The organism is Candidatus Arthromitus sp. SFB-rat-Yit (assembly GCF_000283555.1).
In the GTDB taxonomy this organism is placed as follows: Bacteria; Bacillota; Clostridia; order Clostridiales; family Clostridiaceae; genus Dwaynesavagella.
Genome location: NC_016012.1, coordinates 563,835 through 576,937, shown reverse-complemented (window position 1 = coordinate 576,937; position 13,103 = coordinate 563,835). Strand labels below are relative to the sequence as shown.

The window sequence follows — 13,103 nt, the reverse complement described above, 5'->3', positions numbered from 1 at the left end:
TATAAATTTCAGAATAAAAAATAAAAAGGGAATGCCTCTCGGCATCCCTAATTATCTTAAGATTGAAAGAACTTGTTGTGGTGCTTGGTTTGCTTGTGCAAGCATTGATTGGGAAGCTTGTTGAAGAACATTTAACTTTGTTAAGTTCATCATTTCTTTTGCCATATCAACGTCTCTTATTCTAGACTCAGCAGCTTGTAAGTTTTCCGCAGTATTATCAGTTGACGCGATTGTGTGCTCAAGTCTGTTTTGAGCAGCTCCAAGGTCAGCTCTTTGTGCAGAAATTCTAGAAACCGCTTTATCCAATCTGCCGATTGCATCTTTTGAATCTTCAGCAGTAGAAACACTAACTCCACCTAGTCCTAATTCTCTTGAACCCATATTCTCCATGCTCAATCCTATCATTTGGTCTTTGTTTGCACCTACTTGCAATTCAACTCCAGATCCTGAATCTTTTTGTTGTGCTGTATTTTCTATAGTAAAATTAATTTGCTTAGTTTTTTCTAAATTTTCAAGATTCAATACAAAATCTACTCCACCTATAGTAGCACCAACGCTTTTACCTGTCTGACCAATATCAGATCCTACATCATCAATAACTAATGTTTCCATTACATATTCCTTATTATCATTAAAGCTAGATTTATCATAAAGATCAATCGTAATTACTCCCTGATCATCAACAGCAACATTAAATGTAAAGCTACCTTCACCAAGAAGATGCGCTTCATCTCCAAATTCTAAATCAGTATCTACAACATTTGCCATTCCTGTAGTTATTCCTGTACCTGTTGTTGATTTCGCAACAGTACCTGCAACTATTTCTTTACTTGAAAGGTTACCATTTATAACTTTACTACCATTAAATTCTGTGTCGTTTGCTATTCTATCAATCTCAGATTTTAATTGATTGAACTCTTGATTTATAAGTTCTCTATCTTCATCTGTATAAGTTCCGTTCGCAGATTGAACTGCAAGCTCTCTCATTCTCTGTCCTATAGCATGAGTCTCTGACAATGCTCCCTCAGCTGTTTGAATCATTGAAATACCATCTTGAGCGTTTCTTGAAGCTTGATTCAATCCTCTGATTTGTGATCTCATCTTCTCAGATATTGCAAGACCTGCAGCATCATCACCAGCTCTATTTATTCTAAGTCCTGAACTTAACTTTTCCATTGACTTTCCTTGCGCAGATGTCGTACTCCCCATATTCCTATGTGCATTCATTGCATTCATATTGTGATTAATTATCATTGTTTATTCCTCCTTGAATATCATCTTACATCCTTGTTTTTGTAACACTCTATCCGTGTTACATTTTTTATTATCGTAAAGTTTTCTGATAACTTTATAAAAAAATAACAAAAGCCACTAAAATTTTTAGTGCCCTTTTGTTATGCTACCTTTTTAAGTTAACAACCTCTTGAAGAATTTCATCACTCGCAGATATAATTTTTGACGAAGCCTGAAACGCTCTACTAGTAACTATAAGATCAGTAAACTGCTCAGCAATATCAACATTTGACATCTCAAGCATACCTTGCATTATACTACCATTCTCTATAGGGTCAGGATCTCCAAGTCCTGTTGATATTAATGGAGTTCCAGAGTTTGCAGAGTTTAAATACATATTATTTCCAACAGCCTCAAGTCCTTCTTGGTTCTTGAAACTCGCTGTAGCAAGTTGTCCAATAACAGTCATCTGACCACCTTCAACAACTCCAGTTATTACCCCATCCTTACCAATAGAATATGATATAACTTTTTTGTATTCATCCGCTTGTCCATTTGTACCTGGAAACTTAACCTTATCAGGTATTCTAAGAGTTTTTAAACCATCTGCCGCTTCCAAGTCTGGATCATCAGCATCAACATAATTAACCGTTCCATCATCATCCATTCCATCGGTCATAGTATAACCAAGAACTCTCTCACCGCTCGATGTAACAAGATACCCATCAGCATCAAGGGATAAAGATCCATCTCTTGTATACATTATTTCACGCCCTCCAGCATCAAGTTGACCATTAGTAATTGTTATATCGTCATCTTTGTGAGCCACTGGACCTTTAGAAACCATAAAAAATCCATCTCCGTCCATTGCCAAATCAAGTGGTCTTCCTGTTGGCTGCATCATACCTTGTCCCATAACTCTATCAATACTTCCAACACTCGCACCAAGTCCAACTTGTTTCGCATTACTTCCACCAAGGTTATTTGACGCCCCAACTGCATTAGATGAATTTTGATACATCATATCTTTAAATACAACCCTAGAACCTTTAAAACCTGTCGTTGAAACGTTCGCCAAGTTGTTACCAATAACATCAAGCTTGTTCTGTTGAGCCTTCATTCCACTGATACCTGCATACATACCTCTAATCATAAAATCACCTCATTCAAAAAAATTATTTAAACTTCATATACAAACGCAGAATAATTTGATGAATTATTATTGTTATATGCCTGCACAGTTTTGCGTTCCCTGCTAATATTTTTAATCTCATTATAAATATCACTTATTTTATTTTTCATGAGAGATTCAAGTAACAAATCCATCTTTATAATATCCAAATCATTTGCACATTTAATTAATACATCCTTGTCGCAACCATCTAACTCATTCAATATGATTTGCCTTTCATCCATAAGATCCAAAACAAGTTCTGTATCTTCAAAGTTCACAGCATCAATAATTCTCATAGTAAGATCTTTAAATATCTTTAATTGATTATAAACCAACTCTTCCATAAACATTCACCTCAAAATTAAATATTACTGCATGAACATCGATGACTGAGATTGCAACTTGCTTAACGCAGTTTCTAATCGTGTAAATTGTGCATAATATCTATTTTCTCTAGTAGTTATCAAATCATTAAGTTTATCAATTTTCTCATCATATTCTTTAATCTTTTTTGATATTGTGTTACTTAAAAATGTGGTATCACCTTCTATACCTGCAATTTCAATGAAGGTTCCCTTTTTACCACTCTTATTTCTTGTAGTTCTCGTATAATCATTCACAACATCATTTATTCTCCTGAAAATTCCTTGGTCTGCGTTCTTCGCCTTCCTCTCGTCAGCTGTCAAATCAGGATTATAATTTTCATTTCCACTATCAGAAGTTTTTGTAAACAATTCTGATATGCTTTGCGGATCACTTGCTAAAGCCTTTCTGAACTTTTCTTCATCAAAAATGATTTTTCCCCCTTGTTTATAATCATTTGATGTATCGAGTCCAATTTCACGCATGCTTAAATTTACCCCATCAACTGGTGTAAAAATAGCATTTCTAAGTTCATACATAAAACTCTCAAGCTCCGACTCATTTCCAAGTATTCCTTGTTTCGCCTTAGCTTCCCAAAGCTCAATTTCCTTCTCACTCATTGCCTCTTTTTGTGCTTCAGTTAAAGGTTTAAACTTGGAATTCTTTCTCTCTCTCGTCTTTGTGTTGAGATCATCCATAATTTTATTGAAATCCTCAACAAACCCCTTCATTAACTCAACAGTCTTGTCCGTATCTTCAATAACGCTTACTTTTATAGGTTCTGTCGGTAATGTTTTTATATCAAAAGTAATTCCTGCAAGTGTAAAACTATTTGATGAAAATTCAAAAGTGTTACTATTACCATCACCATCCATGAATTCCACAATAGCACTTTCTCCTTTTGCATCTAACTTATTAGTTCCAAATAAAGACTCAATAAATTTCCCTGATGTATCTCCTCCGCTCAAAACAACTTCTTTCCCTGTTTCTTTAGACTCAATATTAAAGCTCCTTGAAATAGTATTATAGGAAATATTAACTTTCGCTCTCGATGAAATATCGGAAAAAACTTGTTTAATCGTTAAATCTTGTCCACCTTTATACCCATCTTTATCTTCTTTAGATCCAAAATCATATTTAAATGTTTCTCCATTAATCGTAAACTCTACCTTTTTATCGTCTGGATTATCAAAATTTAAAACGTTTACCATCTTCTCAGTTTTAACGTCCAAAGTTATATCCAAACTATTCCCAATACCAATTGAATTCGCAGCACTACCGCTTATAACAATTTGTTCTTTTAAATCTGTTTTAAATACAAGTTTTCCATTAACAACACTACTACTTACATTTGTTTTGTTTGTATTTTCATTAACCTTTTTTGAAATCTCATTAAGTATTTCCTCTTTGCTCTTCGATGTATCAATATCTGACAAATCAATTACAGTAGGATCTTTTCCTCTAACACTGATTACTAAATCCGAGTTCTGACCTTTAATAAATTTTGATTCATATTGCAAAATATTATCTGCTGATGTTTTGGTTGAATCTTGACCTACAATAGAAACTTTAGGAGTTTCAAATTTTAATGAATCCAAATTCTTATCATTAACTTTAACTTGTCCACTCTCATCAACTTCTACCTTCAATTCCTTATATTCATCACTTGATATTACTTTTTTAAGTTTAGACTTTATTTGATTTACAAGTTTATCTTGACTATATGAACCTTTATCTAATTTAATTGTATACTCTTTTCCGCCAACATCAATTTTTAAAGAATCATTTTTATCATCTACTACAAAATTACTTTTTACTTCAAGTTGTCCATCTTTGTTAACTGAAACCTCATATTTATCTTTTGTAGAATCGTTTTCTTGAATTTTTACATTTATCGCCTTAGCAAGACTTTCTTTACTATCAAAAGATTTTGAGTCCAGTTTTATTTGGTGACCATCAATTTTTATCGTATTGTTATCTGCTCCAATAATAACTGGTATTTTTAAATCTCCCTTTACTGTAGATTGGTTTATTACATTTGAACCAGTTACTTTTGCAGGTTTTGCCATTTGAGTCATTTTTAATTCATAATTTCCTGGCTCAGCCGTTCCACCGGCTATAATATTTGCTACTGTTTTGCTGACTGTTGAATCAGCCTTTATTCCAGAAAGAGATCCAGAACCCATTATATAAGTTTCTTTATTAAGTGGATCAAAATATTTCTTAGAAAAATCCCTAACTTCTGTTATTATTTCCCTATAGAGTTCCTGTCTCCACTCTAGTATTTGTTTATTTTGATTTATTCGGTCGATCTTACTTTTTTCAGTCTGAAGCATACTTTCTACAATAGCTTTTGTATCCAAACCAGAGGCCATACCAGTCATTTGAATCGATGACATATATATCCCTCCTAAAATTATTTCGAGCTAGAAACCTTCTTATAAACCTCTTGCCACATATCATTTACTTCTTGGACAACAGGAAAAACTTCATCAAGTATTGCTTCGTTCTTCTCAATATTACACTTAGAAAGCCTATCTATTATAAAAGCGTATATACTTTTTAAGTTTTCTGCCCAAACTCCACCCTTTTCAGTATCTAGGGTTATCATAAGCTCATAAAAAATATCTTGAGCTTTAATCAAGTTTGTATGAATCTCTTTTAAATTATTAGTTTTAAAGGCAAGTTTTGCAATCTTACAAAACTTGACTCCACCTTCAACTAACATAATCAAGAGCTTTTCCTTCGATACGTTGTTAATACTACTGTTTTTGTAAGTATCCCTTGCGTTTAACATAAATATTACCTACCTATTTTCAAATAATAATTACATAAACCTGCCTATTTTAAATTATCAATCTTAGAAATAACGTCAATCATATTAGAAGAAATAGATTTCTTATTTTGGGAACTAATATCTTGTATAAGCTCTTTTCTTAAAATCTTTAATTCTCTTGGAGCTTCTATTGCAAGTTTTACACAATTATCTTCAATCTTTACGATCTTTATCTCAATATCATCTCCAATGAATAAGCTTTCCTCTTTTTTTCGTGAAATAACTAACACTTAAAAATCACCCTCTTTTGACTACTAATGATTGTCTAACTAAATAATCTTCTCTATCTAATATTACTTGTTCACATTTTCCTGTAGTAAGGTTGACAATTATAGGAGCTCTTAAATTCAAAGTTATTTTCTCTACATCATCATTTAATGTTACTACACTTAAAACTAACACATCGCTTGCATCTTTTATATTTAATCTTTCTGTTGTACTATCATCAATTTCTATTTCATAATTAGGAAAATAAATATATGGATCAATTAATAGAAGAGAAATATTTTCCTGTTCAGAAGAACTTAAATTAAAAAATCCAACCTGCTCCAATGCTACTAATTCAAAATTTTTAAGCCCATCAAATCCAGGTAACCCTTTTTCAAATACTACACTACCATTTTTTAAAACCATTTGCTCTCCCATTGATTAAATTCCTCCCAAATTCAAAAATTAAAAAAATCAAAATACTTTTTAAAAATATTTTTAATAATATTATTATCCTGTTTAAAAAATATATACAATTAAGTTTATCTTAAATAGTCGATCAATGACGGTTGCATTATCTTTGAACTTGCTTGAAGTGAAGCTGTATACATCGTCATAGCTGTTACATAATCAATTGTTTTTTCTGCAAAGTCTATATCTTCAATACTCGATAAAATTTCTTTTATATTAAATTTTTCTTCTTCATTTCTCTCGAGTGCATCTTCCATTCGATTTTGTTTTGAACCAATTTGACCTCTTATTCTTGAAACATTTTGAAGTGCATCATCAATTTGTTCCAAATTTTTTGTTATAAGCTCTTTATAGGCATTCTCATCAGTATTATCTAAGTTTTCCAAAATTTTCTCAAAACTCTCCATGAGATTAACATCGTTCCCATCCTTATCCTTAAACTCAATCATTTCAGTTACATTAACTCCATAATCAATTTTTACTCCAGGAGAAACTTCCATCTCAATTGGCTGTCTAATTTGATCTAATTCAACTTGAGTTATTGCTTGCCCATTTTTTCCATTATACTCAAGCTTAATATTCCCACTTACTGGATCTTTTGATATATTTAACGGCTTTTGATCAATCCTCTCACCACCAAATACATATTTACCATCAAAAGTTGTATTCAAAACATCTCCCATTTTATTTACAAGTTGAGATATTTCTTCTTTTAATGCTGCTCTTTCATCTGATCCATAAGTTGCATTACCTGCACTAACCAAAAGTTCTCTCATCTTTTGAAGTCCATCATTTGCTTGTTCCAAAGCTTTATCCGTAACATCAAGGTGATTAGTTGCATCAACAATATTTTTATTGTATTGTGCATTCTTTGCTATATCAGTTTTAAGTCGCATAATTTTTGCTGCTTTAGCAGGATCGTCTGAAATTTTATTAATTTCCTTACCTGTATTCAACTGATTATCTATTTTGTTCATTCTTGTAAGATTCTTATGAAGGTTATAATTGAAATTCCGATTAGTCATACCATTTGTAATCCTCATTCTCTTATCCTCCCATCAATTACATCAATCCGTTTATAATAACATCCAATAACTTATCTACCGTTGAGATAACTCTTGCACTTGCATTGTATGCATGTTGAAAAGTTATAAGGCTACTCATTTCTTCATCGAGTGAAACTCCAGAAACACTCATTCTAGAAATTTCAAGATTATAAACAAGATCCTCAAAATTATCTGCTTCTCTAGCTGATTCCTGTGCTCTTATGCCAACAGTAGTCACCATATTTTTATATTGCGATTCAATCTTTACCCCACTTTTCGCATTAGTAATATCAAGTCCGTTATTTACAAGCTCACTTCCACCTTTATTCGGATTAAAAAAATCTTCTCTGCTATTAATAGTTTTTCCAATATCAGAAATATTAAACAACTTATCTCTTAAAGATGCAATAGCTAAAGCTCTATCTCCATCACCTTGTCCATCTATTGAATTTTGTGTACCATCGTCAAACATATGATCATTCTTTCTTACTTTTAACTTCATAGGATCATCTAAAAGAGTTTTGTTTATAGAAATGTTCCCCGCAGTTATAGAATTTTCATCTCCGCCTTCTGAACTTACAAAAAATGGCAAAGTATCTGCAGTTGCATCTGTCTTACCACTATGAACAGCATTTACAGAAAAAACAATAGACTTTGTCAATTGATTTAATTGATTTATAAAAGAATCGAGTTCGTTATGGGATTTTTGGAGGCCACCAAGCTCTCCAGTGCTTAGAGTAAGCGATGAGAAATTAGTTGAAGTAATTTGTGGAGTTTTAATTTCAGTTCCTGTTTTATCAACAAGATTTCCTTCTTTATTTGATAAAACAATTCTATTCTTTTGAAGATCATTAAAATCTTTCTCATTCATGTTCTCTATTACAAGTGTAGCTCTGTTATTGGGATCGCTTGAATCGTTATTTTTATAATAAGTTATTGTTACATCTTTAGGAAATCCTCCCTGTCCATTTACCTCAATTTCTTCTACATATGTTAATCTTAAATCGTTTTGACCTTCTTTGTTGCTCACTAAATTTCCAAGTGCTATATCTTTTCCATTAACATTGATCCCGTTATTTTTTTTATTTTCAATCGTTATTCCCATTTTGCTGCTAAGCTGATCAAGAAGAGCATCTCTCTTATCCATTAAATCATTTGGTTGATTTCCAACTACAGTAATTTCTTGTATCTTTTGATTAAGCTCATTAATTTCATTAAGAATTGAATTAACCTCAACAACCGAATTTTTAATAGTATCGTTTACATCGACCTTTGATTCTTGAAGTTTTGAATAAATACGGTTTATCTCCGTTGTCATGTTAGACGCCTCTTGCAAAACAATATTCCTTGTATTAATATCAGATGGATTTTTTGATAAATCCTGCCAACTGTCAAAAAATTTATCAAACATTTTGCTAAGTCCCTTATCACCACTTTCGTTAACAAGTGTTTCTATTTCAGATAAAACATTTTGACGAACATTTGCATCTGCAAGAGCTGAATTTTCATTTCTAATTTGATAATCTAAAAAAGTGTTTCTAACTCTCTCAACCATTGCAACTTGGGCACCTGTTCCAATTTGACCAGCACTTCCAACAGTTGTTAATGGTGAGGACGCTTCAACTCTTATTCTTTGTCTTGTATAATCTGTTCGTGATGCATTGCTAATATTATGTGAAGTTGCGTTAAGACCTGCCTGCATAACATTTATACCACGTTTAGAAATATTAAGAGTATTAAACAAACCTGCCAAAATAAAACTCCCCCTTTCTAATGAACAATAATTAAAATTTAATAATTAAGCTTTCTTGTGTAAACATTAGATTGATTTGTATTTTTATTAATAGAGGATAATAGTTTATTTGTAAAGCTCAACGATTTTTTGATAAGAAATTTATTATCTTCCTTAATTAAACTCAGCTTTTCAACCAAAGAAACGAGAAGTATATAACTTTCGTATAATTCTTTATCATCTTTGTTCCTCATAACAAAATCTTTAATACATTCTTTATTTAATAATTTTCTAAGCTTAACCTCTTCATCCGCAACGCTCTTACAAACATTATTAATTTTCACAGATACTCCATCAAGTTCAAACAATTTATTATTCTTTATAAATTCTTTTTGCTCTTCTAAATGTTTTTGCAAAGTATCAAACAACTTAATTTGATTAAGAATTATACCATTAATTTCTTTGTTCAAACCTATTACCTCCAATATAATAAACATATATAAATTTTTATATAAAAAAGTTAAAAACCAAATATCTATAAATTTAAGTTTTTAACCCGTTCTGTATTGCTTAAAATTGCTGTAATCCTTACACCAAAATTTTCATTAACAACAACGACTTCTCCTGTCGCAATTTGCTTTCCATTGACCAATATATCAACTGGTTCCTCCGCTAACTTCTCTAGCTCAACAAGCGAACCTGTACCTAAATTCAAAATTTCCCCAACATTCTTCTTCGTTTTTCCAAGAACAACAGAAATCTCAAGTGGAACATCCAAAATTAAATCTATATTGTTAGGATTTGCTGGTGTAGCTCCTTGACTAAGCGGCATTAAAACAGCATCACTTACATCATAATCCTTAATAGGCTTAGTATATGAAGAATTCTCAACTGCTTTCAAATTTTGATTGTCTAAGCTCTGATCATCATACCTGTGATCTGTTGATCCCTCCTTAAATCCATTTTGATCATTAAGCATAATATTTATAATATTTTTACCTGTTTCCAAGCTCAGAACTTGAACAATATTACTATTAATCAAATCAGTAACATTCATTTGAAACTTTATTTTTATAATTTTTTCATTTCCATCTCCAAAAAACTTATCACTGTCTTCAGGAGTATAACTTATAACTGTTTCAGGAGTTGAAATATCTATGCTTTTTTGAAACATAGTAGACATAGAAGTTGCTGATGAAGCTATCATTTGATTCATCGCCTCAGATACAGCACTTATTTCTATTTCATTTAACATTTTCCTTTCCTCAACATTTTTGCCATCTCCGCCCATCATAAGATCCGCAATAATTATAGCATCTCTTATACTCATAACAAGTACATTATTCCCATCAATGCCTTTTGTGTATTTTACTTTCAAAGCTATATGTGGCTGCATAAACTCTTTGGCTATATCAGATATATTAACAACTTCAACAGTAGGAGTAGTTATTGTAACAGGCTTTTGTAACAACTTAGAAAAACTTGTTGACGCATTTCCCATACAAATGTTACCAATTTCACCAAGAAGATCTCGCTCTTCACTAGTAAGAATTGGATCTGTACTATTCTCAAGTTGACTTACATCATTCTGACTTTGATTTTCCTTCTCCATTCTTCATAACCTCCTCACTATAATAAATATCTAAAATCTTTACACCCTTATTCTCTCCAACAAGCCCAAGAACTCCATTAAAAATTAATCTTTCTTCAATATATATCTCAACTGGACTATTACATTTTTTATTTAAAATTATGATATCGTTAGGTTGAAGAGATAAAAAATCTTGAATACTAATAAATTTCCTATCCAATATAGCCTCTAATTCTATATTTACACTGTTCAATTCTTTTCTAATAGATTTTTTGATAATCTCTACTTCTTCTTCAGTATTTGTCTTTACTAAATAATCTCTATTTAACTTATCACCTATCTTCTCTATTGAAATATAAGGTAAGCAAATATACATAAAGTATGCAGCTCCCTCAATCTCAATTTTGAAAGTAACAAATAATATAGGTTCATTAGGACCCATTGATTGAACAGTAGATGGATTAGTCTCTAAGTTAACAAATTTAGGCTCAACGCTTATAATATCATCCCAGGATACCCTTATTATATTAAGTATTTCATTCGATACTTGCGTCAAAATCTTCTTATCAATATCACTAAACTCTCTCATAATTCCTAAATTTTTTCTATCATTAGAACCAAGGAGTGAATTCAACAATAACACTGATAAAGATGATTCCAATCCCATAAAAATATTTCCAAATAAAGGTGGCATCTCAAATGATATTATTGTAGTTGGATTAGGCATTGAAAAAACAAATTCATGAAATGTTATCTGTTCAGTTGACATAATTTCAATTTTAACCTGAACACCAAAAACTGAAACAAAATAACTCGAAAGATATTGAGTAAAATTTTCATGTATAATGCTTAACGATTTCATATGATCTTTTGTGAATTTTTGAGGTCTTTTAAAATCATATTTTTTTACATTTTTTTGTAAAATATTAGGCTTATTATATGAAGTACCTTCGGATTCGATACTATTCAACAGCTTATCAATTTCTTCTTGGCTTAATACATTATCGCCCAAAACTTCAACTCACCTCGCTATCTTTCGGAACAAATTTATTAATATCTATAACCGTAATCAGTTTAAAATTAAGTTCCAATACACCTTTAACAAATGGAATTTTAGTATCTATAGATCTCTTAATCAAATTTGGATCTATATCTATTACTTCATCTACCTTGTCAACCATTATTCCAATCTCTTCAAGCTCAATATCAAGTATGATTATACTACTATCTTTTAAAGTTGAATTATCATAAGAATTATGGTTCAAATTCAATAAAATAGAAATATCAAAAAGCGAAATAATAATCCCTCTTAAATTTATGAGTCCCTTAATATAACTTGGAGCATTAGGAACCTTTGTAACCGTCATCATATCATTTATACTTAAAACTTTCGATGCCTCAACTCCAAAGAATTCCTCCCTGATTTTAAATATGACTAATTGCATAATCTTAAATTATCCCAAAACTTTTTTAACTGACTCAATAACTCTCTCTGATTGAAAAGGTTTAACTATAAAATCTTTAGCCCCCGACTTAATAGCATCCATAACCATTCCTTGTTGACCCATAGCACTACACATTATGATATTTGCTTTAGGATCGAAACTCATAATTTCTCTTAATGCTTCAATACCATCCATCTCTGGCATTGTAATATCCATTGTAACAACATCTGGTCTATCTTTTTTATAAAGTTCTATAGCTTTAAGACCATTACTTGCTTCTCCAATAACTTGATAACCATTCTTCTCTAATATATCCTTAAGCATCATTCTCATAAAAGCTGCATCATCAACTATTAAAATTCTACTCATCGTAATTCCTCCTAAAATTGACTTTTACTTTTAAAGATTTTATTTAAATTGCCCTTTCTGGGAACAAAGTAAAAATATACATTCATCATTTCAGTTTCTAACTCATATTTGAAATCTGTATTTATATTTAATATCTCATCATAAAACTGCTCCTCTTCCATTAATGTGTAAGATAAAATCGCAGTAAGATTGTCATAAAGCAAACTACTACTTTCAATTTCAATTCTCAAATTAAAATAATCAGCAATGTTTCTTATATAAGTTGAACAAACTATGTTACAAACTTCCTCTATAAAAGAAATTCTTACATCATCCAACTCATCTTGAAACATTAATTGTCCGCTTGCTATATCCTTTACTATATTTTTCGCTGTGTTTATATCAAATAACAGCAAAACACTTCCTTCTATATCGCCTTTTAAAATTAAAATTTTCCCTATTACCTCAATATCATCAACTTCATCCATAAAGTCACTTATAGATTCAATATGAACATTTGGAATAGTCATAGTTATCCTAGTATTTAACAATTCAGATAATGATGTCGCTGAATTTCCAAGTGCTATATTAGATACTTCTTTCATCATATCTAATTGTTCTTCAGAGTACTCGAGCATACCCTCTCTCCTCCTATTT

The 13,103-nt window shown here is 31.1% G+C and carries 15 protein-coding genes; all 15 read right to left on the bottom strand.

Annotated elements, in window-relative coordinates:
- Positions 1-51: 51 nt before the first annotated feature.
- A complete protein-coding gene (locus tag RATSFB_RS02685; RefSeq protein ID WP_014094509.1) occupies positions 52-1,254 on the bottom strand; it encodes a flagellin in 1,203 nt (400 codons plus the stop codon).
- 145 nt (positions 1,255-1,399) lie between these two features.
- Positions 1,400-2,386, bottom strand: a complete 987-nt coding sequence (locus RATSFB_RS02680) for a flagellar hook-basal body complex protein (protein ID WP_014094508.1) — start codon at positions 2,384-2,386, stop codon at positions 1,400-1,402.
- A 26-nt stretch (positions 2,387-2,412) separates the two neighbouring features.
- Positions 2,413-2,751 (bottom strand): hypothetical protein, encoded by a 339-nt coding sequence (locus RATSFB_RS02675; protein ID WP_014094507.1) that lies wholly within the window; start codon positions 2,749-2,751, stop codon positions 2,413-2,415.
- 24 nt (positions 2,752-2,775) lie between these two features.
- Positions 2,776-5,169, bottom strand: a complete 2,394-nt coding sequence (fliD, locus tag RATSFB_RS02670) for a flagellar filament capping protein FliD (protein ID WP_014094506.1) — start codon at positions 5,167-5,169, stop codon at positions 2,776-2,778.
- Between the two features lie 17 nt (positions 5,170-5,186).
- Positions 5,187-5,567 (bottom strand): flagellar export chaperone FliS, encoded by a 381-nt coding sequence (gene fliS / locus RATSFB_RS02665; protein WP_044035523.1) that lies wholly within the window; start codon positions 5,565-5,567, stop codon positions 5,187-5,189.
- 44 nt (positions 5,568-5,611) lie between these two features.
- Complete coding sequence (gene csrA, locus RATSFB_RS02660; protein WP_014094504.1) at positions 5,612-5,836, bottom strand: carbon storage regulator CsrA; 225 nt, start codon at positions 5,834-5,836, stop codon at positions 5,612-5,614.
- A 7-nt stretch (positions 5,837-5,843) separates the two neighbouring features.
- Positions 5,844-6,251 (bottom strand): flagellar assembly protein FliW, encoded by a 408-nt coding sequence (fliW, locus tag RATSFB_RS02655; protein ID WP_014094503.1) that lies wholly within the window; start codon positions 6,249-6,251, stop codon positions 5,844-5,846.
- Positions 6,252-6,355: 104 nt separating this feature from the next.
- Positions 6,356-7,327, bottom strand: a complete 972-nt coding sequence (gene flgL / locus RATSFB_RS02650; RefSeq protein ID WP_014094502.1) for a flagellar hook-associated protein FlgL — start codon at positions 7,325-7,327, stop codon at positions 6,356-6,358.
- Between the two features lie 19 nt (positions 7,328-7,346).
- Positions 7,347-9,083 (bottom strand): flagellar hook-associated protein FlgK, encoded by a 1,737-nt coding sequence (gene flgK / locus RATSFB_RS02645; RefSeq protein WP_014094501.1) that lies wholly within the window; start codon positions 9,081-9,083, stop codon positions 7,347-7,349.
- Positions 9,084-9,121: 38 nt separating this feature from the next.
- Entirely contained in the window at positions 9,122-9,532 is a 411-nt protein-coding gene (locus RATSFB_RS02640; protein WP_014094500.1) for a flagellar protein FlgN, read from the bottom strand.
- 65 nt (positions 9,533-9,597) lie between these two features.
- Positions 9,598-10,674 carry a flagellar motor switch phosphatase FliY gene (gene fliY, locus RATSFB_RS02635; protein ID WP_014094499.1) on the bottom strand — a complete coding sequence of 359 codons (1,077 nt, stop codon included), beginning with the start codon at positions 10,672-10,674 and terminating at the stop codon, positions 9,598-9,600.
- Positions 10,646-11,665: a flagellar motor switch protein FliM gene (gene fliM / locus RATSFB_RS02630; RefSeq protein WP_014094498.1), complete on the bottom strand. Its 1,020-nt coding sequence runs from the start codon at positions 11,663-11,665 to the stop codon at positions 10,646-10,648. Before fliM ends, fliY begins: the two co-directional genes overlap by 29 nt.
- A gap of 4 nt (positions 11,666-11,669) precedes the next feature.
- A complete protein-coding gene (locus tag RATSFB_RS02625; RefSeq protein WP_014094497.1) occupies positions 11,670-12,098 on the bottom strand; it encodes a chemotaxis protein CheW in 429 nt (142 codons plus the stop codon).
- A gap of 9 nt (positions 12,099-12,107) precedes the next feature.
- A complete protein-coding gene (locus RATSFB_RS02620; protein ID WP_005806621.1) occupies positions 12,108-12,467 on the bottom strand; it encodes a response regulator in 360 nt (119 codons plus the stop codon).
- A gap of 11 nt (positions 12,468-12,478) precedes the next feature.
- Positions 12,479-13,084: a chemotaxis protein CheC gene (locus RATSFB_RS02615; RefSeq protein WP_014094496.1), complete on the bottom strand. Its 606-nt coding sequence runs from the start codon at positions 13,082-13,084 to the stop codon at positions 12,479-12,481.
- Positions 13,085-13,103 lie beyond the last annotated feature (19 nt).

Excerpts from the sequence above, each read along its gene's own strand:
- RATSFB_RS02685 (WP_014094509.1), bottom strand. The coding sequence starts at position 1,254 with ATGATAATTAATCACAATATGAATGCAATGAATGCACATAGGAATATG.
- RATSFB_RS02680 (WP_014094508.1), bottom strand. The coding sequence starts at position 2,386 with ATGATTAGAGGTATGTATGCAGGTATCAGTGGAATGAAGGCTCAACAG.
- RATSFB_RS02675 (WP_014094507.1), bottom strand. The coding sequence starts at position 2,751 with ATGGAAGAGTTGGTTTATAATCAATTAAAGATATTTAAAGATCTTACT.
- fliD (WP_014094506.1), bottom strand. The coding sequence starts at position 5,169 with ATGTCATCGATTCAAATGACTGGTATGGCCTCTGGTTTGGATACAAAA.
- fliS (WP_044035523.1), bottom strand. The coding sequence starts at position 5,567 with ATGTTAAACGCAAGGGATACTTACAAAAACAGTAGTATTAACAACGTA.
- fliW (WP_014094503.1), bottom strand. The coding sequence starts at position 6,251 with ATGGGAGAGCAAATGGTTTTAAAAAATGGTAGTGTAGTATTTGAAAAA.
- flgL (WP_014094502.1), bottom strand. The coding sequence starts at position 7,327 with ATGAGGATTACAAATGGTATGACTAATCGGAATTTCAATTATAACCTT.
- fliY (WP_014094499.1), bottom strand. The coding sequence starts at position 10,674 with ATGGAGAAGGAAAATCAAAGTCAGAATGATGTAAGTCAACTTGAGAAT.
- RATSFB_RS02625 (WP_014094497.1), bottom strand. The coding sequence starts at position 12,098 with ATGCAATTAGTCATATTTAAAATCAGGGAGGAATTCTTTGGAGTTGAG.
- RATSFB_RS02620 (WP_005806621.1), bottom strand. The coding sequence starts at position 12,467 with ATGAGTAGAATTTTAATAGTTGATGATGCAGCTTTTATGAGAATGATG.
- RATSFB_RS02615 (WP_014094496.1), bottom strand. The coding sequence starts at position 13,084 with ATGCTCGAGTACTCTGAAGAACAATTAGATATGATGAAAGAAGTATCT.